Origin of the sequence: Thalassobaculum sp. OXR-137, assembly GCF_034377285.1 — a bacterium.
Classification (GTDB): Bacteria; Pseudomonadota; Alphaproteobacteria; order Thalassobaculales; family Thalassobaculaceae; genus Thalassobaculum.
Genome location: NZ_CP139715.1, coordinates 2,739,484 through 2,766,117 on the forward strand (window position 1 = coordinate 2,739,484; position 26,634 = coordinate 2,766,117).

23 protein-coding genes and 1 other RNA gene are annotated in these 26,634 nt (G+C 68.8%); 2 read left to right on the top strand and 22 right to left on the bottom strand.

Annotation, left to right across the window (positions count from 1 at the left end):
- Position 1: 1 nt before the first annotated feature.
- Positions 2–559, bottom strand: coding sequence for a MarR family transcriptional regulator (locus T8K17_RS12940; RefSeq protein WP_322330145.1), 558 nt, complete (start codon positions 557–559; stop codon positions 2–4).
- A 126-nt stretch (positions 560–685) separates the two neighbouring features.
- Here T8K17_RS12940 and T8K17_RS12945 point away from each other — a divergent pair, with 126 nt between their 5' ends.
- Together T8K17_RS12945 and T8K17_RS12950 are read left to right on the top strand one after the other, a co-directional pair.
- Positions 686–1,588, top strand: a complete 903-nt coding sequence (locus T8K17_RS12945; RefSeq protein WP_322330146.1) for a branched-chain amino acid aminotransferase — start codon at positions 686–688, stop codon at positions 1,586–1,588.
- 184 nt (positions 1,589–1,772) lie between these two features.
- On the top strand, positions 1,773–2,210 hold the full coding sequence (locus tag T8K17_RS12950; protein WP_322330147.1) for a host attachment family protein: 438 nt from the start codon (positions 1,773–1,775) through the stop codon (positions 2,208–2,210).
- 15 nt (positions 2,211–2,225) lie between these two features.
- On the opposite strand, the gene T8K17_RS12955 is transcribed toward T8K17_RS12950, so the two are convergent.
- The 21 genes from T8K17_RS12955 to T8K17_RS13055 form a co-directional block, all read right to left on the bottom strand.
- Positions 2,226–3,428 (bottom strand): sensor histidine kinase, encoded by a 1,203-nt coding sequence (locus tag T8K17_RS12955; RefSeq protein ID WP_322330148.1) that lies wholly within the window; start codon positions 3,426–3,428, stop codon positions 2,226–2,228.
- Positions 3,429–3,586: 158 nt separating this feature from the next.
- On the bottom strand, positions 3,587–4,423 hold the full coding sequence (locus T8K17_RS12960) for a substrate-binding domain-containing protein (protein WP_322334960.1): 837 nt from the start codon (positions 4,421–4,423) through the stop codon (positions 3,587–3,589).
- A 106-nt stretch (positions 4,424–4,529) separates the two neighbouring features.
- Complete coding sequence (lpxC, locus tag T8K17_RS12965) at positions 4,530–5,459, bottom strand: UDP-3-O-acyl-N-acetylglucosamine deacetylase (RefSeq protein ID WP_322330149.1); 930 nt, start codon at positions 5,457–5,459, stop codon at positions 4,530–4,532.
- Positions 5,460–5,630: 171 nt separating this feature from the next.
- Positions 5,631–7,280, bottom strand: coding sequence for a cell division protein FtsZ (gene ftsZ / locus T8K17_RS12970; RefSeq protein ID WP_322330150.1), 1,650 nt, complete (start codon positions 7,278–7,280; stop codon positions 5,631–5,633).
- Positions 7,281–7,514: 234 nt separating this feature from the next.
- Entirely contained in the window at positions 7,515–8,810 is a 1,296-nt protein-coding gene (ftsA, locus tag T8K17_RS12975) for a cell division protein FtsA (protein WP_322330151.1), read from the bottom strand.
- A gap of 22 nt (positions 8,811–8,832) precedes the next feature.
- Positions 8,833–9,714, bottom strand: a complete 882-nt coding sequence (locus T8K17_RS12980) for a cell division protein FtsQ/DivIB (RefSeq protein WP_322330152.1) — start codon at positions 9,712–9,714, stop codon at positions 8,833–8,835.
- Positions 9,702–10,622 carry a D-alanine--D-alanine ligase gene (locus tag T8K17_RS12985; RefSeq protein WP_322330153.1) on the bottom strand — a complete coding sequence of 307 codons (921 nt, stop codon included), beginning with the start codon at positions 10,620–10,622 and terminating at the stop codon, positions 9,702–9,704. Before T8K17_RS12985 ends, T8K17_RS12980 begins: the two co-directional genes overlap by 13 nt.
- The gene (gene murB, locus T8K17_RS12990) at positions 10,619–11,536 is read right to left on the bottom strand and encodes a UDP-N-acetylmuramate dehydrogenase (RefSeq protein WP_322330154.1); all 918 of its coding nucleotides are present in this window, start codon (positions 11,534–11,536) and stop codon (positions 10,619–10,621) included. The genes T8K17_RS12985 and murB overlap by 4 nt, the downstream gene beginning before the upstream one ends.
- Before the next feature lie 32 nt (positions 11,537–11,568).
- The gene (gene murC / locus T8K17_RS12995; protein WP_322330155.1) at positions 11,569–13,002 is read right to left on the bottom strand and encodes a UDP-N-acetylmuramate--L-alanine ligase; all 1,434 of its coding nucleotides are present in this window, start codon (positions 13,000–13,002) and stop codon (positions 11,569–11,571) included.
- Positions 12,999–14,171: an undecaprenyldiphospho-muramoylpentapeptide beta-N-acetylglucosaminyltransferase gene (gene murG, locus T8K17_RS13000; RefSeq protein ID WP_322330156.1), complete on the bottom strand. Its 1,173-nt coding sequence runs from the start codon at positions 14,169–14,171 to the stop codon at positions 12,999–13,001. The genes murC and murG overlap by 4 nt, the downstream gene beginning before the upstream one ends.
- Positions 14,168–15,295 carry a putative peptidoglycan glycosyltransferase FtsW gene (locus tag T8K17_RS13005; protein ID WP_322330157.1) on the bottom strand — a complete coding sequence of 376 codons (1,128 nt, stop codon included), beginning with the start codon at positions 15,293–15,295 and terminating at the stop codon, positions 14,168–14,170. The genes murG and T8K17_RS13005 overlap by 4 nt, the downstream gene beginning before the upstream one ends.
- Positions 15,292–16,707: a UDP-N-acetylmuramoyl-L-alanine--D-glutamate ligase gene (gene murD / locus T8K17_RS13010; protein WP_322330158.1), complete on the bottom strand. Its 1,416-nt coding sequence runs from the start codon at positions 16,705–16,707 to the stop codon at positions 15,292–15,294. Before murD ends, T8K17_RS13005 begins: the two co-directional genes overlap by 4 nt.
- 4 nt (positions 16,708–16,711) lie before the next feature.
- A complete protein-coding gene (mraY, locus tag T8K17_RS13015) occupies positions 16,712–17,800 on the bottom strand; it encodes a phospho-N-acetylmuramoyl-pentapeptide-transferase (protein WP_322330159.1) in 1,089 nt (362 codons plus the stop codon).
- A gap of 3 nt (positions 17,801–17,803) precedes the next feature.
- Positions 17,804–19,222: a UDP-N-acetylmuramoyl-tripeptide--D-alanyl-D-alanine ligase gene (locus T8K17_RS13020; RefSeq protein WP_322330160.1), complete on the bottom strand. Its 1,419-nt coding sequence runs from the start codon at positions 19,220–19,222 to the stop codon at positions 17,804–17,806.
- Entirely contained in the window at positions 19,219–20,709 is a 1,491-nt protein-coding gene (locus T8K17_RS13025) for a UDP-N-acetylmuramoyl-L-alanyl-D-glutamate--2,6-diaminopimelate ligase (RefSeq protein WP_322330161.1), read from the bottom strand. The genes T8K17_RS13020 and T8K17_RS13025 overlap by 4 nt, the downstream gene beginning before the upstream one ends.
- Positions 20,696–22,408, bottom strand: coding sequence for a penicillin-binding protein 2 (locus T8K17_RS13030; protein ID WP_322330162.1), 1,713 nt, complete (start codon positions 22,406–22,408; stop codon positions 20,696–20,698). Before T8K17_RS13030 ends, T8K17_RS13025 begins: the two co-directional genes overlap by 14 nt.
- A complete protein-coding gene (gene ftsL / locus T8K17_RS13035; RefSeq protein ID WP_322330163.1) occupies positions 22,405–22,821 on the bottom strand; it encodes a cell division protein FtsL in 417 nt (138 codons plus the stop codon). Before ftsL ends, T8K17_RS13030 begins: the two co-directional genes overlap by 4 nt.
- Positions 22,821–23,807 carry a 16S rRNA (cytosine(1402)-N(4))-methyltransferase RsmH gene (rsmH, locus tag T8K17_RS13040; protein ID WP_322330164.1) on the bottom strand — a complete coding sequence of 329 codons (987 nt, stop codon included), beginning with the start codon at positions 23,805–23,807 and terminating at the stop codon, positions 22,821–22,823. Before rsmH ends, ftsL begins: the two co-directional genes overlap by 1 nt.
- Positions 23,804–24,271 (bottom strand): division/cell wall cluster transcriptional repressor MraZ, encoded by a 468-nt coding sequence (gene mraZ / locus T8K17_RS13045; RefSeq protein ID WP_322330165.1) that lies wholly within the window; start codon positions 24,269–24,271, stop codon positions 23,804–23,806. Before mraZ ends, rsmH begins: the two co-directional genes overlap by 4 nt.
- 445 nt (positions 24,272–24,716) lie before the next feature.
- An RNA gene (gene rnpB / locus T8K17_RS13050) (RNase P RNA component class A) lies at positions 24,717–25,123 on the bottom strand.
- Between the two features lie 125 nt (positions 25,124–25,248).
- The gene (locus T8K17_RS13055; protein ID WP_322330166.1) at positions 25,249–26,514 is read right to left on the bottom strand and encodes a type III PLP-dependent enzyme; all 1,266 of its coding nucleotides are present in this window, start codon (positions 26,512–26,514) and stop codon (positions 25,249–25,251) included.
- Between the last annotated feature and the right edge of the window lie 120 nt (positions 26,515–26,634).

A 26,634-nucleotide genomic window follows, 5' to 3' on the forward strand; every position in this document is an offset into this window, starting at 1 on the left:
CCTAGCGCTTGCCGCCGGCCACGTTGGCCCCGGACATCTTGTTGCCGACCCGCGCCACCGGCACATGGGTCGAGCTCCCGGAGACGTCGAACCGTTCGCGATCCGGCGCGTCGATGATCCCGTGCAGCACCAGCTTGAAGCCCTGGACCGCGTCGGCCCCCGCCTTGCGGAAGGCGTCGGCGATGCGCTCGCGCTGGTCGGCGGTGAGCCGGCGCTCCAGGTCCACGCCCTTCTGGGTCAGGGTCAGCAGCCGCTGCCTCCGGTCGCGCTCGCCCGGGGTCTGGGTGATGAACTCCTCCTCCACCAGGTGGCTGAGCACACGGCTCAGGCTCTGCTTGGTGATGCGCAGGATCTTCAGCAGCTCCGAGACGGTGATGCCCGGATTGCGGCCGACGAAATAGATCACCCGGTGGTGCGCCCGTCCGAGCCCGATCTCCGCCAGCATCTCGTCCGGTCCGCCGGTGAAGTCGCGATAGGCGAAGAACAGCATCTCAATCGCCTGGCGGAGCTCCTCCTCGCGCAGGAACAACGGATTCGCGACGCTTTTTACGTCAACCATGTTGACTTACTTTCTTCCGAATGTTAGTCGTTCGGCTTGATAAGGGTAACAATAGTACACGACTGTTGGGATTCGCGATGGTTTGTGACGGCGGAAACCCTTCGGCTTCAGGTAGGAAACGATACCATGTCCTTGATTCCATTCGATGATCGCGATGGCTCGATCTGGTTCGACGGCCAGCTCGTTCCGTGGCGCGAAGCCTCTGTGCACGTTCTTACTCACGGGCTGCATTATGCCAGTTCCGTCTTCGAGGGCGAACGCGTTTATGCCGGCAACATCTTCAAATCCCAGGAGCATACCGCCCGTCTGATCAAGTCGGCGGACACCCTGGACTTCGAGATCCCGTTCTCGGCCGCCGAGATCGAGACGGCCAAGCGCGCGGTCCTCGATTCCATGGGGATCGTCGACGGTTACATCCGTCCGGTCGCCTGGCGCGGCAGCGAGATGATGGGTGTGTCTGCCCAGCAGAACACCATTCATCTGGCGGTCGCTGCCTGGGAATGGCCGTCCTACTTCGATCCGGAAGCCAAGATGAAGGGCATCCGTCTGGCCCTGTCCAAGTGGCGCCGCCCGGCCCCTGAGACCGCTCCGGTCCATGCCAAGGCCGCCGGCCTGTACATGATCTGCACGCTGTCCAAGCACCGTGCCGAGAAGGACGGGTTCCACGACGCCATGATGCTGGACTACCGCGGCTACGTGGCCGAGGCGACCGGCGCCAACGTGTTCTTCGTGATGAAGGACGGCCGGGTCCACACCCCGACCCCGGACTGCTTCCTCAACGGCATCACCCGGCGCACCGTGATCGACCTGCTGAAGGCGCGCGGCGTCGAGGTGGTCGAGCGGCACATCATGCCGGAAGAGATGGCCGACGCCGAAGAGTGCTTCCTGACCGGCACGGCCGCCGAGGTGACCCCGGTCGGCTCTGTCGCCGACTACACCTTCACCCCGGGCGCGCTGACCCGCCAGATGGTCGAGGACTACGACGCCCTGGTCCGCCGGCCGGCTTCCGCCGCGGTCGCCGCCGAGTAAGCAGCACCCGCTGACCGAACCAGGAGACGGCCGCCTTCGGGCGGCCGTTTTCGTTTCTCTTGTCTCGTGAAGCTCTAGGGGCCCGGTTCCGGGACGGAACGGGGGGCGGGGGTGATGCGTTGCCCTGCAAATGTCGGGCGGCGGCCCGCAGCCCGGCCGAACCTGCAACGGGAGCGAGACGGCTATGAAACTGTCACATGGAACCTGGGTGATGGTGCTGGACGGCGAGAAGTACCTGCTGCTGCGCAACCGCGGCGACGCGGACATTCTCGACCTGCGCGTGGTCGAGCACGAAGAGATCGATAATCCGCCGACCCACGATCAGGGAACCGAGCAGCCGGGCCGCAAGGCCGATGCCGGGCTGGGGCGCAGTGCGGTCGAGCAGACCGACTGGCACGCGCTGGAAAAGGCCAATTTCGCCGGCGACGTGGCCGATCGGCTGAAGAACTGGGCCCTGAAGAACCGGTTCAAAGAGCTGCTCGTCTGTGCCGATCCGAGGACTCTCGGAACGATCCGTCCGAAGTATCACAGCGAGGTCTCGCGCCGGCTCATCGGGGAGATCGACAAGGACCTGACCTCCCTGCCGGTGGATGAAATCGAACGTATCGTCGGGGCCGCCTGACGGCCGGCAGCGGTGTCAGACCGCGTCTGCAAGGTCCGGCGCGGATTGCGGTGACGCCAGGGGCAGGCAGATCACCACGATGGTGCCTTCGCCCGGCGTGCTCTGGATCGACAGATTGCCACCGAAGGCCTCCACCAGCAGCTTGGTGATGGACAGGCCCAGGCCGGTTCCCTCGTGTTTGCGCGTATAGGCCGTCGCCACCTGCCCGAACGGCTGCAAGGCCAGTTCGATCTCGTCCGGCGCCATGCCGATCCCCTTGTCCGACACCCGGATTTCCACGGTCGTAGGCGAGATCATGGCCGCGTCGACGCGGGCCTCTGTGTTGGGGGCGGAGAATTTCACGGCATTGGACAGCAGATTGAGGATGATCTGGCGGAACTTCACCGGGTCGATCTCCACGACCGAGGGAACGTCGGCGGACACGCTGGACCGGATCCTGACGTCGCGGCGGCTGGCCGAGGCCGCGGCGACGGCGATGCATTCGGCGATCTCGGCGCGCAGATCGACAGGCTCGATAGACAGGTCGAAATGTCCGCTCTCCAGCTTCGCCACGTCGAGGATCTCGTTGACGATCGACAGCAGGTGCCGGCCGCTGGAGTTGATGTCGGCTGCGTAGGATTTGTAGCGCGGGTTCACCGGTCCGAACACCTCGCTGCCGATGACATCGGAGAAGCCGATGATCGCGTTCAGGGGCGTCCGCAGTTCGTGGCTCATATTGGCGACGAACTCGGACTTCATCTGATTGGCCGCCTCGGCTCGGTTGCGCTCGCGTTGGGTCATCTCGAGCGCTTCGGAGGTCTTGGCGATCTGGGTTCGCAGGTTGCGCTCCGTGAGGACCAGCTTCGCCAGCGCCGTTCGCAACGCCCGCAGCGGAAAGATGTCGACGCAGAAGAACACGGCCATGCCGAGTCCCGCGCCGATCAGGCTCATGACAGCCAGCAGTTTCAGAAACGGGAACAAGCTCCTGGTCACCGTGACGGTCCCCAGGGCCTGGTCGGCCATGACGATGGGGTGCGTCGCCGATTGGGTAACCGTGCCTTGCCCATCGCCGATGCGCGCGATCTCCTCTCCGTCGGCGACGCGCACGATCTGCTGGGTGTCGGAATCCGGGGCCAGGGGACCGAGGAGGCGATGACCGTTGTAGCGCCACGACGGTCCCTGGATGTAGGCGAACTTTGCGAGGCTCTCGGCAGCGATATGGGCCTGCCGCTCCAGCATCCTGTCTTGGCCGAGGTAGGCTGTGATCCCGAAAACCGTCGGGAAGGCGACGGCGGTCGCCGTCCCGACCGCCAGAGACAGGATTCGGACAATCCTGCGAACCCGCCTGTATGAGTGTGTGGTTTCCATCCGGAGGGACTTCTTCGGACCGAACCCGGTTACTTCACCGGCACGGCTTCTCGATCCGCCATGATCCTCAGCCCATCCCCGGATCGCAGAAAATCCAGGAAGCCGGTCGCTGCCGGCGACGGGCCCCGGAGTTTGACGAAACACACCTGAAGCGGGAAGGGATACGCGCCCGTCGCGGCGTCGGCGGCGGTCGGCGCCCGGCCGTCGATCGGGACGACGTTGAGATCCAGTTGCTCGCTGCGGATCTGCAGCAGGGTCGTGATCGCGAACGAGCCGGCAATCCTGGCCGCCAGGGCGGCGTTCTCCTGGTCCGTCTTGCCGATGGCGATCCCCCGGCGCGTGAAGGCCCGGTCGAAGGCCTGCTGCAGGTCAGGCACCCGGGAGGCGAGATAGGGATGCTCGGATCCGCTATGGGGCCTCAGAATGACCTTCAACGGCGTTCCATCCGCCCAAGTGGGTGCGGGATCCCTGTAGATTGCCGGCAGATCTCTGACCGCGATGCTGTTGGGGGCAGGGTGGGAGGTGGCGAAGACCAGGGCAGTGATCAGACACAGGGTAACGTCCAGGCCTCCGGCAGTTTCCCGGCTCGTCAGCGGGCGACCGGCAAGACCGATATCGATGGCGCCGTCGGCCAGGGCCTGCATGCCGCCGGTCGAACCCATGCTGGGCAGGACCTCCACCCCCACGCCCGGTGTCTGGGCGGTGTAAGCGCGCCCGAGATCTCGGGCGAGTGCCAGCCCCATGCCGGTGCCGCCGATACGGATGGTGGATTCAGCTCGGGCTGACTGGAAGGCGGAGGCTGCCAGAATCAGCACCAGAGAGGCGAGTGCGCCGAGCCCGCCATGCCTCATACGGAAATCTGTCACCAAATCCTCCTCGCCATGGCCGACCCGGTCTGCGGGGGCGTAGGAAGAATACAGCGATTTAGATTTAGTTTTAATTAATTCCCGTAAACCAACTCGGGGCGTTGGTTCACGCCGTGGCCGGCAGCAGGTCGTCCGCGTAGACGTCGTCCACGTCGACGATGGCATAGGCGCTCGGATCGGCGAACAGCGCGCGCAGGGCGGCGTTGTTGATCTGGTGGCCGGCCTTCACCGCATCCACATGGCCGATCAGCGGCGCACCGGCCAGATACAGGTCGCCGACGCAGTCCAGCACCTTGTGGCGCACGAACTCGTCCTTGAAGCGCAGGCCGCCTTCGTTCAGCACCGTGTCGCCGTCGATGACGACCGCGTTGTCCAGGCTGCCGCCGCGGGCGAGGCCGTTGGCCTGCAAATACTCGACCTCGTGCAGAAAGCCGAAGGTGCGGGCCTGGGCGATCTCGTGGCGGAAGGTGCCGTTGACCATCTCCACGCCGAGCGAGGCATGGCCGATCGCCTTGCTGTCGAAGTCGATCTCGAAGTCGATAGCGTAGCTGTCGGCCGGGCTCAGCGTGACCCGCTTGCCGTCCATGTCCACCGTCACCGGCTTACGGATCTCGATGGCGCGGCGCGGCGCGTCCTGTTCGGCGATGCCGGCGCAGTCGATCAGGAAGACGAAGGGCTCAGACGACCCGTCCATGATCGCGACTTCCGAGCCGTCGATCTCCACCAGCGCGTTGTCGATCTCGCAGCCGGCGAAGGCAGCCATCAGGTGCTCGACCGTGCCGACGCGCACATCGTCCTCATTGGCGATGACGGTGCACAGGCGGGTATCGACCACGTTGTCGTAGCGTGCCGCGATGAACGGGTTGCGGTCCTGGATGTCGGTGCGGTGGAAGACGATGCCGTGATTGATCGGCGCAGGGCAGAGACGCATGGTGATCTGCGTGCCCGAGTGGAGCCCGACCCCGCGACACGGGATGGCCCGCTTGAGCGTCTTCTGACGGGACGCTGCGGCGTATCCTGGAAATCGTGTCGCCATGATCACTGTCGAGCCTCAATCATTCCATGTTCTAGGTCTACTTCCGTATCCCAAGCGGACAAAAAGCGACCCCGGTAGATTTAGCAATCCGACCGGGGTCGCGGAAGTCACTCTTTGTTACAGACTGTTACCGAAATTACAGCGCTGTATCAAAGAGTTATAGGGCGATGCTCAATTGGCCTGACGACGCAGGAAGGCCGGAATGTCGAGCATCTCGTCTTCGTTCTGGCTGGCCCGCACCCGATCGCCGGGGTTGAGCGCGCCGAGACGCGGCTGGGCGGCCTGAGCCGGCGCCGGACGCTGGGCCTGCTGCGGCTGCGGGGCCGGGGCCTCCGCCGGCTTGTCGTTCTTCAGGCCGAGCCCGGTGATCTGCCGGAACAGACCGGCGCTGCGGGACTTCGGAGCCGCGTCGGCGGCTTCGGCCCGGGTGGCGTTGACCATGTCGCTGCCGCGGAACGGGTCCGCCGCCTTCGGGGTCATGTCCGGACGACGCTGCGGCACCGTCGAGGCGGTCGGCCGGAAGGCGTCGGGAGCGACCTTCGCCACGGCCGGGGCCGCCGCGTCGACGATCTCGACCTTCTCGATCCCGGTCTCCTCCTGATCGTCCTCGGCGGAGTCCAGAGACGCCACCTCGGCGAAGTCGTCGGCATCCGGGAAGGACAGCTCGCCGATGCCGCTCTCGGCCTGACGGGTGATGTCCAGGGTGGACATGGACGCGGCCGGCTTCGGGGCCGGGGCCATCGGGGCGGCCTCGGCGCGGATCGCGGTCTCCGGCATGGGCTCCGGCTCCGGCTGCTTGACCGGGCGCGGGGTGACGACCGAGAGCTGCGGACGCGGCTTGGCGACCTGGCCTTCGGCGGCGATTCCGGTGGCGACCACGGAGACCCGCATCACCCCTTCCATCTTCTCGTCGAAGGTGGAGCCGAAGATGATGTTGGCGTCGCTGTCCACTTCCTCGCGGATGCGGTTGGCCGCCTCGTCGACCTCGAACAGGGTCATGTCGAAGCCGCCGGTGATGTTGATCAGCACGCCCTTCGCACCCTTCATGGAGGCGTCTTCCAGGAGCGGGTTGTTGATCGCGGCCTCGGCGGCGTCGATGGCGCGCTTCTCGCCGCTGGCCTCGCCGGTGCCCATCATCGCCTTGCCCATCTCGCTCATGACCGTGCGGATATCCGCGAAGTCGAGGTTGATCAGGCCCGGCATGACCATCAGGTCGGTGACGCCGCGCACACCGGAGTGCAGCACGTCGTCCGCCATGTTGAAGGCGTCCGCGAAGGTCGTCTTCTCGTTGGCGATCCGGAACAGGTTCTGGTTCGGGATAATGATCAGCGTGTCGACGTAGCTGGTCAGCTCCTCGATGCCGCCCTCGGCCAGGCGCATGCGGTGATGGCCTTCGAAGTGGAACGGCTTGGTGACCACGCCGACGGTCAGGATGCCGCGCTCGCGCGCCGCCCGGGCGATGACCGGGGCCGCACCGGTGCCGGTGCCGCCGCCCATGCCGGCGGTGATGAAGCACATGTTGGCGCCGTTCAGGGCGTCGAGGATCTCCTCGATCGACTCCTCGGCGGCGGCCCGGCCGACATCCGGACGGGAGCCAGCGCCGAGACCCTGGGTGACCTCGGCCCCGAGCTGGATGCGCCGCTCGGCCATGGACTGCTTCAGCGCCTGGGCGTCGGTGTTGGTCGAGATGAAGTTCACACCGCCGAGATTGGCGCTGATCATGTTGTTGACGGCATTGCAACCGGCGCCGCCGACACCGACGACGGTGATGTTCGGGGCCAGCTCGTTGTCTTCGTTGGGGACAGTGATGTTGATGGTCATGCGTGCCTCCGGGGTAGCGTCAAATCTTGGCGGGGTGGGGGGAGCGGCCGTCGCCGCGGGAGTCGTCGATGGTCGAGTGTCCGTCGCCGGTGGGGTCGGCGGCGGAGGAAGGTTGCGGGTCGCGCGAAACGACGTTTCTCGCCTGACGGCGCCAGCAGGAGCCGTGAGCACCGACCGAGGGCTGGACGGTGATGGAGCGGGGGTGTGCGGGGGAATGCGAGGATCGTTCGCGCATCAGAAATGCTCCTTCAGCCACGAGCCGACCCGGCCGAAGAGGCCGGCGGACTCGGTTTGCGGGGCAGGCGCCAGACGGGGGGCGTCGAGGTGGGGATTGGCGGCGTAGACCAGCAGCCCGGCGCAGGTCGAGAAGGCTGGCCCGCCCGCAGCCTCGGCGAGGCCCTGGACGCGGATCGGCCGGCCCATGCGAACCTGCTTGTCGAGGATGAGCTGGGCGAGCTCACGCGCGCCCGGCAGCTGGCTTGCACCGCCGGTCAGCACGACGCGCCGGCCGGCGATCTTGTCGAACCCGCTGGCTTCCAGCCGAGAACGGACAAGTTCGAAGGTCTCCTCCAGCCGCGGACGGATGATCCCGACCAGCAGCGACTTGGAGACGTGATTGGGTTGGACGTGGTCCTCCTCGCCGATCGGCGGGACGTCGATGGTCTCCTGATCGTCGAGCGGCGAGGGCAGGGCGCTGCCGTACAGCGTCTTGATCCGCTCGGCGGCGAGGATCGGGGTGGAGAACCCGCGGGCGATGTCGTTGGTCACGTGGTGGCCGCCGACCGGGATGCAGTCGGTATAGACCACGTTGCCGTCGAAGAAGACGGCGAAGCTGGTGGTGCCGCCGCCCATGTCGATCACGGTGACGCCCAGATCCATCTCGTCGTCGACCAGGCAGGACAGGCCCGAGGCGTAGGGCGAGACGACCAGCGCGTCCATGTCCAGGTGGCAGCGCTCCAGCACCGTGGAGAGGGTCCGCACGGCGCCGCTGTTGGCGGTGACCACGTGCATGTGCGCACCCAGGGTCTCGCCGAACATGCCGCGCGGATCGCGGATGCCGTTGGTGCCGTCGATGGTGAAGCCCACCGGGATCGAGTGGATCAGGTCCTGGCCGTCGAGGTTCTCCAGATGGCGCCACTGGTCGAGCACCCGGCGCAGGTCGCTGTCGCCGACCTCGTGACCGGCGACGGAGACTTCCACCCCCACCGTCTGCGAGGCGGGCCAGCCGCCGGAGATGTTCACCATTACGGAGCGCAGTTCGGCGCCGGCCATCTTCTCGGCCGCGTGCACGGCGTTCAGGATCGAGGCCTCGAGCTGGTCGACATCGGTGATGCGGCCGGCCTTCACGCCGCGGCTGACCTGGTGGCCGATGCCGGCCACGCGGATCGAGCCCGACGGCAGCCCAGCCCCCGCCAGGAGCGGGTTCGACGGTGGGTCGCCGATCTTGGCAACGAAACAGCACACCTTGCTCGACCCGATGTCGAGGGCGGCGACCAATCCGCTTCGTGTTTTGCCCAGGGGCTTTCTCACCGGTGTGTCCTTCTTCCGTTCGTCAGGTGTTGGCGCCGGGGGACGCGGCGCGCTCGCGCGCGGCCGGGGTCACCCGCATGATCAGCTGGTCGGGAATGCGCAGGTCGATGGTCACCACGTCGCGCTCCAGCACGCCGTGCTCGCGCGCCAGGCTGGCCAGGTGGGTCCAGGCGCCGGCCGGATCGACCTCCGGCAGTTCCACGTCCATCCCGTTGTTCAGCCGGACGGTCCAGCGCCGGCCGCTGACCCAGGTCAGGGCGCGCACGCGCTGCAGCAGTTCCGGCTCGCTCGACAGCATGGCCAGCGCGCCGGCGGCCCGCTTCGGGGCCTCCTCGCCGATGACGATCGGCAGGTCGTGGAACTTGCGGACGTCCTGTCCCGCGATCGCCACGCCGTCCTGATCCACCAGGGTGAAGTCGCGGCCGCGCTGCCACAGGGCGATCGGCCGTCGCTCCACCAGGGTCACATGCAGGGTGTCCGGCAGGCGGCGCTCGACCCGGGCGTCCTTGACCCAGGGCAGGGCCAGGACCCGCTCGCGGGTGGCCTCCAGGTCGACGCTGAGGATCGGCGTGCCGCGCTGGACGCCGACCTGCTCCAGCAGGGCGCCGGGCTTGGTGTTCTCGCGGCCGGAGACCAGCACGTCGTCGATGGCGAGGCCGGCGTCGGCGGTGAGCTGCAGCGCGCCGTCGGTCACGTTCGCCCAGGCGCGGGCGAAGCTGCCGGACTGAACGGTCCAGCCGATGGCGGTGCCGGCGCCGACGATCACCACGGCGGCCGCGCCGAAGCGCAGCAGCGGGCCGCGCCAGGCCGGGACCGGACGATGACGGCGGGCGGGGGTCGCCTTGCCGCGCTTGCCCTTGGCCGGCTGCTTCTTCGCCGCGGAGAAGGGGGTCAGTAGTCGCATCGGGCCCCCTCCACCATGCGGGCGACCAGCTCCGGGAAGGAGATGCCGCGGAAGGCGGCCTGCTCCGGCACGAGCGAGGTCGGGGTCATACCCGGCTGCGTGTTGATCTCCAGCAGGTACAGCGTGCCCGGATCGGACTTGGTGTCGTCGTATCGGAAGTCGCAGCGGCTCACCCCGCGGCAGCCCAGCGCCTCATGGGCGCGGCGGGCCGTCTCCAGCGCTTCCTCGCGGATCGCGGCGGGGATCGGCGCCGGCAGCAGGTGGATCGAGCCGCCCTCGGCGTACTTGGCCTCGTAATCGTAGAAGCCGCGGTCGGAAGTGATCTCGGTCACTTCCAGCGGCTCGCCGTCGAGCACGGCGACGGTCAGCTCGCGGCCGTCGATGAACGGTTCCACCAGCACCCGGTCGCCGAAGGTCCAGTCGCTGCCGGTCGGTCGGTAGTTATCGCCGTCCTTCACGATGTGGACGCCGACGCTGGAACCCTGGTCGATCGGCTTGATGACGTAGGGCGGGTCCATCGGATGGCCGTTCTCGAAGGCGTCGAGACTGACCACCATGCCGCCCGGGCAGCGCAGGCCGAGGCGCGAGAACACGTCCTTCGCCGTCGGCTTGTCCATGGCGACGGCCGAGGCCCGCACGCCGGAATGGGTATAGGGGATGCCGAGCACGTTCAGCACGCCCTGGATCGTGCCGTCCTCGCCGACGGGGCCGTGCAGGGCGTTGAAGCACACGTCCGGGTGCATCGCCTCCAGCTTGCCGGCGATGGCGCGGTCCACGTCGATCTCGGTCACCTTGAACCCCGCCTGGCGCAGGGCCTTGGCGCATTCCCGGCCGGAGGAGAGCGACACTTCGCGCTCCGGCGACCAGCCGCCCTTCAGGACGGCCACATGGGTCTCGGCCCGGCTCATGCCTGCTCTCCCGTGTTGGTCGGCTTGCCGATGCGGCGGATCTCCCAACGCAGCTCGACGCCGCTGGTCTCCTGGACCCGGCGACGGACTTCCTCGCCCAGGGTCTCGATCTCCTCGGCGGTGGCGTCGCCCATGTTGAGCAGGAAGTTGCAGTGCAGCTCCGACACCATGGCATCGCCGATCCGCAGTCCGCGGCAGCCGGCTTCGTCGATCAGTTTCCAGGCCTTGCCGCCGTCCGGATTGGCGAAGGTCGACCCACCGGTGCGCACCCGGCGCGGCTGGGTGTCCTCGCGGGCGTCGCGGATGTCGCGCATGGTCTGGGCGATGGTCTCCGGATCGCCCGGGCGGGCCCGGAACGTGGCGCTGGTGACGATCCAGTCCTCCGGCAGCTCGCTGTGCCGGTAGGCAAGGCCCAGGTCGTCGGCGGTGAGGGTATGGGCATGGCCGAGCGGGTCCAGGGCGCGGGCGGAGATCAGCGCATCGCGGACCTCGCTGCCATAGGCGCCGGCATTCATGCGGATCGCGCCGCCGATGGAGCCGGGGATGCCCGACAGGAACTCCAGACCGGTCAGCCCGGCCTTCTGCGCGGTGGCGGCGACGGTCACGTCCAGAGCGGCGGCGCCGGCGGTGACCCGCTCGCCGTCGATGGCGATCTGCGCGAAAGGCTTGCCCAGGCGCACGACCACGCCGTCGAGTCCGCCGGACCGCACCAGCAGGTTCGAGCCGACGCCGATCACCGTGACCGGGACGTCGCCCGGCTTGCCGGCGAGGAAGTCCATCAGGTCGGCCTCGTCCGCCGGCCGGTACAGCACCTCGGCCGGGCCGCCGACCTTGAACCAGGTCAGCGGAGCCAGCGGCGCGTCCTCGCGGTACTCGCCGCGCAGCTCGGGCAGTCGGTCGATGAGTTTGCTCATGGCGGCTCGCCGCGGTGGTTTCGCCAGGGTGATCACGCCGCACCCCCGTCTTCGGGGCCGACGATGTGGGCGATCTGACCCGGCAGCGCCTGGGCCCAGTTGGTGATGCTGCCCGCACCCAGGCACACGACCATGTCGCCCTTGCCGCAGAGATCGACCGCCATCGCGGCGAGCTCGACCGGATCGGTCAGCGCCATCACCCGGCGATGGCCGCGCGACCGCAGGCCGGCGACCAGGGCGTCGCGGCCGATGCCGTCGATCGGCACCTCGCCGGCGGCATAGACGTCGGCCACGATCACCGCGTCGGCGTCGTTGAAGCAGGAGCAGAAATCCTCGAACAGGTCGCGCAGGCGGGTGTAGCGGTGCGGCTGCACCACGGCGACGACCCGGCCGTCGCCGGCGGCGGCCCGGGCGGCGGACAGCACGGCCGCGATCTCCACCGGGTGGTGGCCGTAATCGTCGATCACGGTGATGCCGCCGGCCTCGCCGGTCTTGGTGAAGCGGCGCTTCACGCCGGAGAAGCCTTCCAGCGCGGTGCGCATCTGGGCGTCGGGGATGCCCATCTCGGCGGCCACGGCGATCGCGGCCAGCGCATTCTGCACGTTGTGCCGGCCGTACATCGGCAGCAGCAGGTTCTCGATCCGCCGGTCCTCGCCATGGGCCCGGTCGGTGATGATCGCGGTGAAGCGCGAGCCGGCGGGGGTGATGTCCACGTCGACGCCGCGCACGTCCGATTGCGGGCCGAAGCCGTAGGTCACGATGCGGCGGTCGGACACCCGCGGGATCAGCGCCTGCACCGTCGGATGGTCGAGGCACATGGCGGCGAAGCCGTAGAACGGGATGTTCTGCACGAAGCTTTCGAACGCCCGCTGCAGGTTCTCGAAGGAGCCGTGGAAGTCCAGGTGTTCCGGGTCGATGTTGGTGACGACGGCGATGGTCGCCGGCAGCTTCACGAAGCTGCCATCGCTCTCGTCGCTCTCCACCACCATCCACTCGCTCTCGCCGAGGCGGGCGTTGGTGCCGTAGGCGTTGATGATGCCGCCGTTGATCACGGTCGGATCGAGCCCGCCGCCGTCGAGCACCGCGGCGACCAGGGAGGTGGTCGTGGTCTTGCCGTGGGTGCCGGCGACCGCGATCGACCATTTCAGCCGCATCAGCTCGCCCAGCATCTCGGCCCGGTGGACGACCGGGATCATCCGCTCGCGCGCTGCGACCAGTTCCGGGTTGTCCGGCTTGATCGCGGTGGAGATGACGACGATGGCCGCCTCGGCCACGTTCTCGGCGGTCTGGCCGATGAACACGGGAATGCCGAGCTGCTTCAGGCGCTTGACGTTCGGGTTCTCGGCAATGTCGCTGCCCTGCACCTGATAGCCCAGATTGTGCAGGATCTCGGCGATGCCGCTCATGCCGATGCCGCCGATGCCGACGAAATGCAGGGTCCCGATCGAGAGGGGGATCGTTCTCATGCGGCGGCACTCCGGGTCGCGGGGGCTTGTGTGGCGGCAGCGCCGGTTGCGGCCGTCCCGACCAGCCCGGCGGTCGACAGCACCAGGGCCGCCAGATCCTCGACCGCGTTCGGCCGGCCATAGGCACGGGCGGCAGCGGTCATGGCGGACAGCCGGTCGGTGTCGTCGAGCAGGTCGGAGAGCAACTCAGCGATGTCCGCGGGCCTAAGGTCGGCTTGCGGCAAAACTAGGGCACCGTCCGCCGCCTCGATGGCACGGGCGTTGGCGGTCTGGTGATCGTCGATGGCGCTGGGGTAGGGGACCAGCAGGGCCGGGCGTCCGGCGACCGTGTTCTCGGCCACGGTGGAGGCGCCGGAGCGGCAGATCAGCAGGTGTGCGGCGCGCAGCCGCTCCGGCATGTCGTCGAAGAAGCGGCGCACGTCGGCGGTCACGCCGATGGCGGCATAGGCGGCGACGACCTGATCGACTTCCGCCGGCCGGGCCTGCTGGGCGATGCGCAGACGGGCGCGAATCGGCTCGGGCAGCAGGGCGATCGCGGCCGGGATCAACTCGGCGAAGACGCTGGCGCCCTGGCTGCCGCCGGTCACCAGGATCTCGCGCGGACCGTTCTCCGTCAGCGGCACCGGATCCATGTCGCGTACGGCCTTCACCGCCTCGCGCACCGGATTGCCGACCAGGACGACCTTGCGGCGGTCGGAGGCCGGGATCTTCTCGACCGTCTCGAAGCAGGTGGCGATGGCAGACGCCTGCGTGGCCAGCAGCCGATTGGCCCGGCCGATCACCGCGTTCTGCTCGTGCAGGACGACCGGGATGCCGCGGCCGCCGGCGGCGAGCACCGTCGGCACGCTGGCATAGCCGCCGAAGCCGACGACGACGGCGGGCTGCAGCTTGCCCATGAGGCGGCGGGCGTCGAACCAGCCGAGCAGCAGCTGGGCGGCACCCTTGAGCTTCGGCACGAAGCCGCGCCCGGCGATGCCGCCGGCGCGGATCTTGTGGACCTCGATGCCTGCGGACGCATCGTCGAAGGCGCCGCCGCGGGTGTCGGTCACCAGGGCCACGCGGTGGCCGCGTGCGGCCAGCAACTCGGCCAGGGCCTTGGCCGGGAAGACGTGGCCGCCGGTGCCGCCGGAGGCGAGGACGATGGGGCGCTGTTGGGTGGCCTGGGTCATGCCAGCACCTCCCGGTCGGTGCCGCGGCGACGGGTCAGGGCCAGCGCCATGCCCATGGCGAAGGCCAGCGCGATCAGCGACGAGCCGCCGTAGCTGATGAACGGCAGGGTCATGCCCTTGGCCGGCATCAGGCTGACCGCCGAGGCCATGTGGATCAGCGCTTGAAGGGCGATCTGGGTCAGCAGGCCGGCGGCGGCGATCAGCACGAACAGGCTGGTCTCCGACAGCAGCTTGGCGTAGCCGCGCAGGACCACGAAGGCATAGAGCGTGATGATGAGCAGGCAGGCGAGCCCGCCGAACTCCTCGCCGGCGACCGAGAAGATAAAGTCGGCATGGGCGTCCGGCAGGTACGCCTTCACCGTGCCTTCGCCCGGGCCGGTGCCGAGCAGGCCGCCGTTCACGAAGGCCTCCAGGGAGCGGTCGACCTGATAGGTGTCGCCCGAGGCCGGGTCGAGGAAGCGGTGGACGCGGCTGGCCACGTGCGGGAACACCAGATAGGCGCCGACCGCACCGGCAGCGCCCAGGCCGGCGAGGCCACCGACGAAGATCATCGGCAGGCCGGCGAGGAAGAACTGGCCGAACCAGATGGCGCTGATCATCACCGTCATGCCGAAATCCGGCTGGGACAGCAGCAGGGCGACCAGCAGGGCGTACAGGCCGATGGCGATGAGGTGGCCGGGGAACGCCGGATCGCGGCGCCACTCGGCGAACATCCAGGCGGTCACCACAGCCATGAACGGCTTGGCGAACTCGCTGGGCTGCAGGGAGAAGCCGCCGATGCTGATCCAGCGCACGGCTCCCTTGATCTCGGTGCCGACGAACGGCACCAGGAAGAGCAGCACGATGGTCCCGGCGAGGCCGACCGTGGCCAGCCGGCGCACCTGCTGCGGCGACAGCATGGACACGCCGATCATCACCGCGACGGCGACCGGCAGGATCACGAACTGGCGGCGCACGAAATAGAAGCTGTCGACGCCGATGCGCTCGGCGACGGCCGGGCTGGCGGCCAGGATCAGCAGGGAACCGATCAGCACGATGAACAGGACGGCGCCCACGGTCCAGCGGTCGACGGTCCACCACCAGCGGCCGAGAATGGAGCGGTCGGTGCGGGCGATGGCGCTCATGAGGCCCTCCGTTCCGCCGCGGCGCCGTCGCCGTCGTCGCCGGTCAGGTCGCGGACCAGATCGCTGAACTGCTGGCCGCGGACCTCGAAGTTGGGGAACTGGTCGAAGCTGGCGGCGGCCGGGGAGAGCAGGACCGTGGCGCCGCGGATGCCGTCCGCCTGGGCGTCAGCATGGGCCTGGCGCACGGCACTGTCGAGGGTGCGGCACAGAACGGTCGGGCAGGCGTCGCCGATCTGGCGCACGAAGGTGCCGGCACTCTCGCCGATCAGGTAGGCCCGCTTGACTCGGCTGAACAGCGGCGCCAGCGGCTCCACGCCGCCTTCCTTGGCCCGGCCGCCGGCGATCCAGTAGATCGGGTCGTAGCAGGCCAGCGCCCGGGCGGTGGCATCGGCATTGGTCGCCTTGCTGTCGTTCACATAGGTCACCCCGCCGCAAACCGCGACCCGCTCCTGTCGGTGGGCCAGGCCGGGGAAGGTGGTGATGGCGGTCGCGACGGCGTCGCGGCTGAGGCCGAGCGCCAGGCAGGCGGCGCTGGCGGCGGCGGCGTTCTGGGCGTTGTGCACGCCGGGCAAGGCCGGGGCGCGGTCGAGCTCCAGCATCCGGCGCGGCTGGCCGGTGCGGGCGTCGATCAGGACCCCGTGATCGGCATAGACGCCGCCGACGACCTGCTCGTGGCCGGAGATCTCGACCAGCCGGGCGCCGTCGCGGCGCAGCATCTCGGCCATCTCGTGGGACGGCTCGTCGTCGACGCCGACGACGGTGACCGAGCCTGGAGGCTGGTGGGCGAAGATCCGGCGTTTGGCGGCGATATAGCCGGCCAGGGTGCCGTGCCGCTCGATATGGTCGGGCGTGATGTTCAGCCAGACCGCGACCGTCGGGGCCAGGGAGGGGGTGAGTTCGAGCTGGTAGGAGCTAAGTTCGAGCACCAGCACGCCGTCGCGGCCCGGATCCTCGAACTCGAGCGCCGGCCGGCCGAGATTGCCGCCGACCTCAACCTTCAGGCCGGCCTCGGCGAGGATATGGCCGATCAGGGCGGTGGTGGTGGACTTGCCGTTGGTGCCGGTGATGGCGACGACCCGGCGGTCCGGCAGGGCGCGCAGCAGCAGCTCGACATCGCCGATGATCGACAGATCGCGCGCCTTGGCATCGGCGGCGACCGGATGCGGCTCCGGATAGGTGTGCGGAATGCCCGGCGACAGGATCAGGGCATCGACCTCGCCCAGACCGCGGGCGGCGAGATCGACCAGTTCCACGCCCGCCATGCCGGCGACGTGGTTGCGGCCGGCCTCGGTATCGTCCCAGGCGAGCACCTTGGCGCCGGCCTGCGCCAGCGCACGCGCCGCCACCGCCCCGGATTTGCCGAGGCCCATGACGGCGTAGGTCCTGTCTTTCGCGAAGTCGAGGCTCACCATGGCGCTACCTCAGCTTCAGCGTGGACAGGCCGACCAGCGCCAGGATGATGGCGATGATCCAGAACCGGATGACGATGGTGGGCTCCTGCCAGCCCTTCTTTTCGAAGTGGTGGTGCAGCGGCGCCATGCGGAAGACGCGCTTGCCGGTCAGTTTGAACGAGGCGACCTGGACGATCACCGAGACCGTCTCCAGCACGAACAGGCCGCCGACGATGGCCAGCACCAGCTCGTGCTTGGTGATCACGCTGATGGCGCCGAGCGCGCCGCCCAGGGACAGGGAGCCGGTGTCGCCCATGAACACCATGGCCGGCGGGGCGTTGAACCACAGGAAGCCGAGACCGGCGCCGATCAGCGCGCCGCAGACGACGGCCAGCTCGCCGGTGCCCGGCACGTGGTGGATCTGCAGGTAGTTGGCGAAGACCGCGTTGCCGACCAGGTAGGAGATCAGCGCGAACACCCCGCCGGCGATCATCACCGGCACGATCGCCAGCCCGTCGAGCCCGTCGGTCAGGTTCACCGCGTTCGACGCGCCGATCATCACGAACACCGCGAAGGGGATGAAGAACCAGCTCAGGTTCAGCAGCAGGTCCTTGAAGAACGGCACCGCCAGGCTGAAGGTCAGCGGCTCCTCGAAGGTCGAGGTGATGGCCAGCGCCGCCGCCGTGGAGATGGCGATCTGGAAGGCGAGCTTCAGCTTGCCCGGCAGGCCCTTGGTGTTCTTCTTGGTCAGCTTCAGCCAGTCGTCGCAGAAGCCGATCGCGCCGAAGCCCAGGGTCACCATCAGGGTCGCCCAGACATACAGGTTCGACAGGTTCGCCCAGAGCAGGGTGGACACCACCAGCGCGATCAGGATCAGCAGGCCGCCCATGGTCGGCGTGCCCTTCTTGGTCAGCAGGTGGCTTTCCGGACCGTCCTCGCGGATCGGCTGCCCGTCGGCCTGCCGGCTCTTGAGCCAGCGGATGACGGCCGGCCCCATCACGAAGGCGATGAACAGCGCCGTCATCGTCGCCCCGCCGGTGCGGAATGTCAGATAGCGGAACAGGTTGAAGGCCTGGAACTGGTCGGCGAAGGGAGCGAGAAGGTTGTACAGCATGGCTCAGCGCCCCCCGGCCTGAAGGCGCGGGGCGGGGGAGCCGGCGGCTTCCACGGCGGAGACGATCGCCTTCATGCCCATGGCGAGGGATCCTTTGATGAGCACCACGTCGCCATCCTTCACATTGGCCGCGACCGCTGCGGCCAGCGCGTCGGCGGTCTCGGTCCATTCGGTCACGCGATCCCGGCCCAGCGCGTCGCGCAGGTGGGCCATGGCATCGCCGCAGAGGTAGATCGCGTCCGGCCGCGCCGCCTCGACGGCGTCCTTGAGCCCGGCATGGGCGGCGGGGGCGGTGGCACCCAGTTCTCGCATGTCGCCGAGCACGAGGATCCGACGGCTCGCCGGGGTGTTGGCGAAGACGGACAGGGCGGCGCGTACGGCGGGCGGGCTGGCGTTGTAGCTTTCGTCGATCAGCAGGGCGGAGCCGCCATCGGCGGTGCCGAGGGTGATCTGGCCGCCGCGGCCGCGCATGGCGGAGACGGTCGCCAGCCGGTCGAGGCAGGCGGCGAGGTCGAGCTTCAGGGCGTGCAGCACGGCCACCACGCCGAGACTGTTGAAGCCCCAGTGCTCACCGATGCCGCCGACGGTCCAGGTCATGTCGGTTCCGGCCACGGCGGCGGTCACCCGGGTGCCGTCGGAGCCCGGTTCGATGGCGATCCCGCGCACGTCGCAGGTGGCGCCCTGGCCGAAGGTGGCGATGCGGTCGACGCCGAGGACGCGGGCCCGTGCCCGGATGCGCTCGAAACTGCCGTTGTCGGCGTTCAGCACCGCGACGCCGCCGGGTTGGAGCCCTTCGAGGATCTCCGCCTTGGCGTCGGCGATGCCGTCGATGCCGTCGAAGAACTCGATATGCACCGGCTCGACATTGGTGATGATCGTGGCGTGGGGGGCCACGAGCCGGGTCAGCGGCCGGATCTCGTCGGCGTGGTTCATGCCCAGCTCGAAGACCGCGAAGTCGCAGTCCTGCGGCAGGCGGGCCAGGGAGAGCGGGGCGCCGATGTGGTTGTTCAGGTTGCCGACGCTGGCCACGGTCTTGCCGTACACCGCCAGGCAGGCGGCCAGCATTTCCTTCGTGCCGGTCTTGCCGACGCTGCCGGTCACCGCGACGATCCGGGCGCGGGAGCGGGCGCGGGCGGCGCGGGCCAGATCCTCCAGCCCAGCCAGCACGTCCTCGACCACCAGCAGCGGCGCGTCGTCCAGACCTTCCGGGATCCGGGAGACGAGGGCGGCGGCGGCACCGGCCTTCAGGGCGGCGGCGACGTAGTCATGGCCGTCCACCCGCTCGCCCGGCAGAGCGACGAACAGGTCGCCGGCCGCGATCTTGCGGCTGTCGATGGTCACGCCGGTCGCCGACCAGTCCGGGCCGATCGGCTTGCCCTGGGTCGCCTCGACGGCGGCGTCGCGGGTCCACAGCACGGTCATGCGGCACCTGCCCCGGCGGCGCCAGAGATTTGGGCAATCGCCTCGCGCGCCACGGTGGCGTCGTCGAAGGGGTGCTTGACCCCCTGGATCTCCTGCCCCTGCTCGTGGCCCTTGCCGGCGATCACCAGCACGTCGCCCGATCCGAGCCGGGCGACGGTCTCGTGGATCGCGGTGCGGCGGTCGCCGATCTCCACGCCGCCCCTGCAGGCGGCGAGCGTTGCGGCGCGGATCAGGGCCGGGTTCTCGGAGCGCGGGTTGTCGTCGGTAACGATCGGTCGGTCGGCGTATTTCGCGACCGCCGCCCCCATCATCGGACGCTTGCCCGGATCGCGGTCGCCGCCGCAGCCGAACACGCACCAGAGTTCGCCGTTCGTATGCGGCCGGACCGCCTTCAGCACCGTTTCCAGCGCGTCGGAGGTATGGGCGAAATCGACATAGACCGCGGCCCCGTTGTCCAGCACCGCGACCCGCTCCATGCGGCCGCGCACGCCGGTCAGGGCCGGCAGCGCCTCCAGGGCTAGTTCCATCGGCGTTCCGCTGCCGAGGGTCAGGCCCAGGGCGGCGAGCACGTTCCAGGCCTGGAAGTCGCCGATCAGTCCGAGTTCCACCAGATGCGAGCGGCCGCCGACGGCGATCTCCAGCGCCTGGCCGGTCGGCAGGGCGCGCCGTTCGACCAGGCGCAGCTCGGCGCCCGGCCGCATGCCGTAGCTCATCACCCGGTGGCGGCGGCGTTCGGCCGCCTCGCGGAACTTGTCGAATTCCGGGGAATCCATGTTCAGCACGGCCGTCCCGCCCGGCGCCATGACCCGGTCGAACAGGCCGAGCTTGGCGGTGCGGTAGGCGTCCATGTCGCCGTGGTAGTCGAGATGGTCGCGGGTCAGGTTGGTGAAGGCGGCGGCGGCGATCTCGACCCCGTCCAGGCGGGCCTGATCCAGCCCGTGGCTGGAGGCTTCCAGGGCTGCGTGATCGACGCTCACATGGGCGAGCTCGTGCAGTACCTGATGCAGGCGCACCGGATCCGGCGTGGTCAGGCTCGGCCCGGTGGTCTCGCCGTCCACGGTCAGGCCGAGGGTGCCGATGGAGGCGGCGGAATACCCGGCGCCGTTCCAGATCTGGCGGGTGAACTCGGCCACCGACGTCTTGCCGTTGGTGCCGGTCACCGCAACCACGGTCTCGGGCTGCGGGCTGTAGAATCGGGCGGCCATCCGGGCGAGGCGGCGGCGCGGATCGGCGTCGCGCACCAACCCGACCGCGCACTCGGCGACGTCCGGGGTGGTCAGCACGGCGGCGGCACCCTTGGCCACGGCAACGGCGATATAGGTGCGGCCGTCGAGCCTGGAGCCCGGCAGGGCGGCGAACAGGTAGCCCGGCTGCACCTCGCGGCTGTCGGCGGTCAGCCCGACGATTTCCGGATCGCCGGCGACCAGGGCCGCAGGGGTGGTGTTCGGGGCTGCGCTCTGGGCGTTGATGAGATCAGAAAGACGCAAGTCGTTTACCTCCAGCATCGGGTAAATCGACCAGCAGATCGCGGCGAATCTCGGGCGCATCCATGTCCACCGGCGCCACACCGAGGAGGGGGGCGGCCCGTTCGACGATGCGCTTGACGGCGGGGGCGGCAACCCAGCCGCCGGTGGCGTAGCCATGGCTGAACTTCTGGCCCTTCGGCTCGTCCACCATGATCAGAACGACGTATTTCGGATCGTTCACCGGGAAGGCGGCGACGAAGGAGGAGATCAGCGACTTGCGGGCATAGCCGCGGCCTCCGCCGGCCTTTTCCGCCGTGCCCGTCTTGCCGCCGACCAGGTAGCCCGGCGCGTCGGCGTTGCGGCCGGTGCCGTCGACCACCACCAGACGCATCAGCTTGCGCATGGCCTCCGAGGTGGACTGCTTCATCACCTGCTCGCCGATCACCCGGCCGGTGGTCTTCAGCAGGGTTGTCGGCCGCTTGATGCCGCCGTTCATGACCGTCGCCACGCCTGCCGCCAGGTGCATCGGGCTGACCGACATGCCGTGGCCGAAGGAGATCGTCATGGTGTTGATCGGACGCCAGGGCGACGGGACCAGCGGGTAGCCGCGCTCCGGCAGTTCGACGGACATCGGCTGCAGCATGCCCAGGCGGCCCATGAAGTCCTGCTGCCGCTCGGTGCCGACATCCATCGCCATCTTCACCGAGCCGATATTGGAGGAGTACTTGAAGATCTCCGCCACCGACAGCCAGCGGTTCTCGCCATGGAAGTCGTTGATGGTGAAGCGGGCGATCTTGATCGGCTTGCTGGTGTCGTAGCCGTCGCGCAGGGTCACGGTGCCGGCGTCGAGCGCCATGGCGGTGTTAAAGATCTTGAAGGTTGAGCCCATCTCGTAAACGCCGAGCGTCGCGCGGTTGAAGCGCTGGTCGTCGCTCATGTCGGCGGCCATGTTCGGGTCGAAATCGGGCAGCGACACCATGGCGACGGTCTCGCCGGTGCGCACGTCGAGCACGATGCCGGTGCCGCCGATCGCCTCGAAGCTGGTGATCTGGTGGGCCAGTTCCTGGCGCACGATGTGCTGGATCCGCAGGTCGACGGACAGGTGCAGCGGCTCGCGGCCGCCGCGCAGGACCTCGTCGAACGACCGCTCGATGCCGGAAATGCCGCGATCGTCGATGTCGGTGAAGCCGACCACATGGGCCATCAGCGAGCTCTGCGGATAGATCCGCTTCCACTCGTCCATGAAATGCAGGCCCGGAATGCCGAGCGCGTTGACCCGGTACTGCTCGTGCGGGGTCAGGCTGCGCTTCAGCCAGACGAATCGGCGGTTGGCCCGCAGCTTGGCCTCGACCTCCGGCACGGCGAGGTCGGTCAGCACGGTGGTCAGCCGGCGCGCGGCGCGGGCCGGGTCCAGGACCTCCGTCGGGTCGGCGTAGAGCGAGGGGGTGCGCAGGGAGGTTGCCACCAGCAGGCCGTTGCGGTCGACGATGTCGGCCCGGCCGGTCTGCAGGGCGGCATCGGCGGCGGCGGTCGGCACCGTCGGCTCGTTGTGGTCGCGCAGGGCGGACAGCTCGATCACCCGGCCGCCGACCGCGGTGAAGGCCAGGGTCAGCAGGCAGCCGGCCAGGATCAGCCGGTTGCGGCCGATCTCGAGCGCCTGCTTGGCGACGCCCTCCAGCCGAACCGACTTGCCGGCCCGGATCTGCGACATCTCGCTCATCGCCGCACCTTCGCGGAGATGGCGATCGGACGCGGCAGCGGCGCCGGCGGCGCGAAGGCCGGCAGGGCGGCGGTCGCCACGCCGGCGGCGGACGGGTCGCTGATCCCCACGTTCATGGTGTCGGTGCCGTCGAGACCGGGCAGGCGGATCGGAAGCTGCTCGATCTGTCCCAGGCGGCTGGTGTCCAGCGGCACCAGATCCAGGTGGCGGCGGACCATCGCCTCCAGGTTGGCCGGGCGGTTCAGATAGGACCACTCGGCCTCCAGCACGTGCACCGCCTCCTGGTTGGCCAGGATCTCGCGGTGGAGGGCGGCGAGCCGCTCCTCGCGGTCCTGCACCTCGTACTTGACCAGGAAGAGGGCAACCCCGAGGCAGGTGGAGACGAGGAACCAAAGGATCGTTACGCGACGCATCACGCTGCCTCCTGCCCGGTCCAGGCCGGGGCATCCGTGCGGTGACCGACCCGAAGACGGGCGGAGCGGGCACGGGGGTTGCGCGCGATCTCCTCGTCCGTCGGGGCGATCGGGCGGGTGCTGGTAAGGGTGAAGGTCGGCTCCCGCTCGGCGCGCTTGCCGGCGATGGCGTCGGGGGTGTGGCGCGAGGGGTTCGCGGTGCGGCCGGAGCGCTGGCGCAGGAAGGTCTTCACCCGCCGGTCCTCCAGCGAATGGAAGCTCACGATGGCGAGCCGCCCGCCCGGCGCCAGCAACCGCTCGGCGGCTTCCAGCCCCTGGTCGAGCTCTTCCAGTTCCCGGTTCACGTGGATGCGCAGGGCCTGGAAGGTGCGGGTGGCGGAGTCGATGTTGCGATCCGGGGCGGACGGCACCACCCGGCGGACAAGCTCGGCAAGCTCGCCGGTCCGCCGGATGGGCGTCGTCGTCCGTGCCGTGACGATCGCTTTGGCGACGCGGCGGGCATACCGCTCTTCGCCGAGATGGAAGATGATGTCGGCCAGTTCCTTCTCGCTCGCCTCGTTGACCACGTCGGCCGCCGTCGGACCGTCGCGCTCCATGCGCATGTCCAGCGGGCCGTCGAAGCGGAAGGAGAAGCCGCGCTCGGCCTCGTCGATCTGCGGGGAGGAGACGCCGAGATCGAGAGCGATGCCGTCGACGGTGGGGAAGCCGGCGCCCTTGGCCAGGAGATCCATCTCGCTGAACCGGCCGTGCAGGGGGATCAGCCGGGCGCCGGTCGTACCGTCGATCTCGCCCGCCAGGATCCGGGCGCGGGCGATCGCGTCGGGGTCGCGGTCCACGGCGAGAACGGTGCAGGGCGCGCTGTCGAGAATGGCGCGGGTGTAGCCGCCGACGCCGAAGGTGCCGTCGAGATGGCATTCGCCGGCCTTGGGAGCGAGGGCGGTCACGACCTCGGCCAGCAGAACGGAGATGTGGAGGGGGCCGGTCATCGCCCGCCTCCGTCCTGCGGCTTCACGATGCGCAGGGTGGCACCCTTGTCGCGGGCACGCTGGCGGGCGGCGTTGCGGTGTGCCTCGAACGCGGCCGGCTCCCACACCTGGAAGCTCTTGCCGAGGCCGACGAACATCGCGGTCTCGCCCATGCCGGCGAAGTCGGCCAGATCCTTGGGCAGCATGATGCGGCCGTCGCCGTCGATGGTCAGGCGCACGCTGTCGGCCAGAATGGTCTGAAGATTCTCGGCTTCCTCGGAGAACGCGTCGAGCGCGTCGATGGATTCGGCGATCTGCTCGATCCTCTCGTCCCCGCAGCCTTCGAGGCAGGGGTGCTTGAAAGATGGATACAGGATGACGCTTCCGGAGCGCTCCTGTTCGAGGGCGGCACGAAACGTCGCAGGAACCGAGACCCGGCCCTTCTTGTCGATCCTGTTCGCGAATGTGGACAGAAAAACCGCCACCCGTGCCCTCGCGTGCCGGTTGCCCGGCGTTATTCCCCTACGACCTTGCGGCCTCGACCTCCTTGTTCCCGTGACCGGCTTCGAGCGTGTCCCCCGATACGGATCGGGCCGGTGAAATCCAGCGGGCGTGGAGCGCCCACCGTCTTTCATGGGATATGATGGGATATCATGGGACATTATGGGGGTCAATGGGAACTCACCTCAATTGCTTGGGTTTTACAGGCGTTTTCCGCGCCAGGCCGGGGGTTCGTTCTGTGAAACGAAGAAAAACCGTTAGGCGAGAAAGCAGAGCCGTTCGGCCCGGTAAGAGGACGTTTCGCGAATACTGTTCATGAAATGTTCCGGTTTGGCATGCCCGGCCTGGAACGGGCCGCGTGGGATCCCGAGATGGGATGGCATGGGACCCGGCCATGGGATGGCATGGGACGGTTCCGGAAAAAGCGGAAGGTTCAGACGGTCTGTAAGCCGGGTTCTGTCCCCCGGACCGAGATCCGGGGCGACGGCCATTCATCTGGGACGGTCGTTGCCGACCGCCTCGCGCGACCTACCCGGACGACGACGCGGGAACGCGTCCGCTGCCCTCTTGCGAGTCAGCCGGTCATCCCTATTCGGTCTTGCTCCCGGTGGGGTTTACCGTGCCGATCCCGTTACCGGTCTCGCGGTGCGCTCTTACCGCACCCTTTCACCCTTACCCAAGGCCCCGGACCGAGATCCGGGGGCATGGGCGGTTTGCTTTCTGTGGCACTGTCCCTGGGGTCGCCCCCGCCGGGTGTTACCCGGCACCGTGTTCCCGTGGAGCCCGGACTTTCCTCCCATGCCCTTGCAGGCACCGGCGGCCGCCCGACCGTCTGAACGCGGCGAGAGGTAAGCCTCCGGTCCCGGCCCGTCAAGCAAAGGCGGCGCCCGACCGGTCCCAGTAACGAAAACGCCCGCCGGTGAGGGCGGGCGTCTCCTGAACGGGATGCAGGGTCGGTGCGTCAGACGCAGACGGTCTCCAGCGGCGGGAAGCCGTTGAAGCCGACCGACGAGTAGGTCGAGGTATAGGCGCCGGTCGCCAGGATCAGCACCTCGTCGCCCGCCCGCAGGGACATCGGCATGGCGTAGCCGGCCTTCTCATACAGGATGTCGGCGCTGTCGCAGCTCGGGCCGGCCAGGATCACCGGACCGGTGGCACCGGTCAGCTCCGAACCCTCGCGGGTCGCGGTCAGCCGGTACTTGATCGCCTCGTCCATGGTCTCGGCGAGACCGGAGAACTTGCCGATGTCGAGATAGATCCAGCGCTCGTCCTCGCCGGCGTCCTTCTTCGACACCAGAACGACTTCGGAGCGGATCACGCCCGCGTCGCCGACAAGGCCGCGGCCCGGCTCGGCGATGGTGGTGATGCCCATGCCGGCGAAGTGCTTCTCCAGCGCGGCCATGATGGCGTTGCCATAGGCTTCCGCCTCGGCGACGTCGTCACGGTAGCGGGCCGGAAAGCCGCCGCCGATATTGACCAGGTCGAGCTCGATTCCATCCTGCGCCAGCTCGGTGAACAGGGCGGCGGTTTCGGCGAGTGCGCCGTCCCACTGGGCCAGATCGCTCTGCTGCGAGCCCACATGGAAGGACACGCCGCGCGGGGTCAGGCCCAGTTCGGCGGCCTTGCGCAGCAGGATCGCGGCCATGGCCGGGGTGCAGCCGAACTTCCGCGACAGCGGCCAGTCGGCCCCTTCGCCGGAGGTCAGGATGCGGCAGAACACCTCGGCACCCGGCGCGCTGCGGGCGAGCTTCTCCAGCTCTTCCTCGGCGTCGAAGGCGAACAGCGGCACGCCGACCGAATGGGCGAAGGCGATGTCGCGCTCTTTCTTGATGGTGTTGCCGAAGGACAGCCGCGAGGCATCGACGCCGCGCGCCAGGCACAGCTCGATCTCGCCGCGGCTGGCCACGTCGAAGCGGCAGCCGAGCGCGGCCAGCCGGTCGACCACGCCATTGGCCGGGTTCGCCTTCACCGCGTAGTAGATCGCGGTCTCCGGCAGGGCCCGGGCCAGCGCCCGGTAGTTCCACTCGACGACCGACAGGTCGACGGCGAGGACCGGGTGTTCATGGGCGGTCGCCGCGAAATACTCGCGGATCGCGTCCGTGACTTCGCCGCGCGGCGGGGTCGCGGCCGGCACGAGGCTCAGCAGCGGCTTTGACGCCGGAATCGGACGACGGGTATCGGTTGAGGTACGGAGACGGGCGCGCACGCCCGCTTCGGGTTGCAGCATCGTGGGGTTCCCCCTTCGCAACCGCCCACCTAAGGGACGGGGTTGTGAAAAGAGACGCCTCTCGTCGTTGCTTAACCGCTATGGGGCCAGTGGCACGTGCGTTTGCGTCGGTGAGCGGAA

Coding starts and splice junctions, on each gene's coding strand:
- T8K17_RS13055 (WP_322330166.1), bottom strand. CDS start 26,514: ATGCTGCAACCCGAAGCGGGCGTGCGCGCCCGTCTCCGTACCTCAACC.
- T8K17_RS12955 (WP_322330148.1), bottom strand. CDS start 3,428: ATGCTGGAGCGGCAGGCCCATATCGCTGCCGAGAGCCTCGCAAAGTTC.
- rsmH (WP_322330164.1), bottom strand. CDS start 23,807: ATGACCGGCCCCCTCCACATCTCCGTTCTGCTGGCCGAGGTCGTGACC.
- T8K17_RS12940 (WP_322330145.1), bottom strand. CDS start 559: ATGGTTGACGTAAAAAGCGTCGCGAATCCGTTGTTCCTGCGCGAGGAG.
- murB (WP_322330154.1), bottom strand. CDS start 11,536: ATGAGCAAACTCATCGACCGACTGCCCGAGCTGCGCGGCGAGTACCGC.
- T8K17_RS12980 (WP_322330152.1), bottom strand. CDS start 9,714: ATGCGACTACTGACCCCCTTCTCCGCGGCGAAGAAGCAGCCGGCCAAG.
- T8K17_RS12950 (WP_322330147.1), top strand. CDS start 1,773: ATGAAACTGTCACATGGAACCTGGGTGATGGTGCTGGACGGCGAGAAG.
- T8K17_RS13020 (WP_322330160.1), bottom strand. CDS start 19,222: ATGACCGTGCTGTGGACCCGCGACGCCGCCGTCGAGGCGACCCAGGGC.
- ftsZ (WP_322330150.1), bottom strand. CDS start 7,280: ATGACCATCAACATCACTGTCCCCAACGAAGACAACGAGCTGGCCCCG.
- T8K17_RS12985 (WP_322330153.1), bottom strand. CDS start 10,622: ATGAGCCGGGCCGAGACCCATGTGGCCGTCCTGAAGGGCGGCTGGTCG.
- T8K17_RS13030 (WP_322330162.1), bottom strand. CDS start 22,408: ATGAGCGAGATGTCGCAGATCCGGGCCGGCAAGTCGGTTCGGCTGGAG.
- murG (WP_322330156.1), bottom strand. CDS start 14,171: ATGACCCAGGCCACCCAACAGCGCCCCATCGTCCTCGCCTCCGGCGGC.
- T8K17_RS12945 (WP_322330146.1), top strand. CDS start 686: ATGTCCTTGATTCCATTCGATGATCGCGATGGCTCGATCTGGTTCGAC.
- lpxC (WP_322330149.1), bottom strand. CDS start 5,459: ATGGCGACACGATTTCCAGGATACGCCGCAGCGTCCCGTCAGAAGACG.
- mraY (WP_322330159.1), bottom strand. CDS start 17,800: ATGCTGTACAACCTTCTCGCTCCCTTCGCCGACCAGTTCCAGGCCTTC.
- T8K17_RS13005 (WP_322330157.1), bottom strand. CDS start 15,295: ATGAGCGCCATCGCCCGCACCGACCGCTCCATTCTCGGCCGCTGGTGG.
- murD (WP_322330158.1), bottom strand. CDS start 16,707: ATGGTGAGCCTCGACTTCGCGAAAGACAGGACCTACGCCGTCATGGGC.
- murC (WP_322330155.1), bottom strand. CDS start 13,002: ATGAGAACGATCCCCCTCTCGATCGGGACCCTGCATTTCGTCGGCATC.
- ftsL (WP_322330163.1), bottom strand. CDS start 22,821: ATGCGTCGCGTAACGATCCTTTGGTTCCTCGTCTCCACCTGCCTCGGG.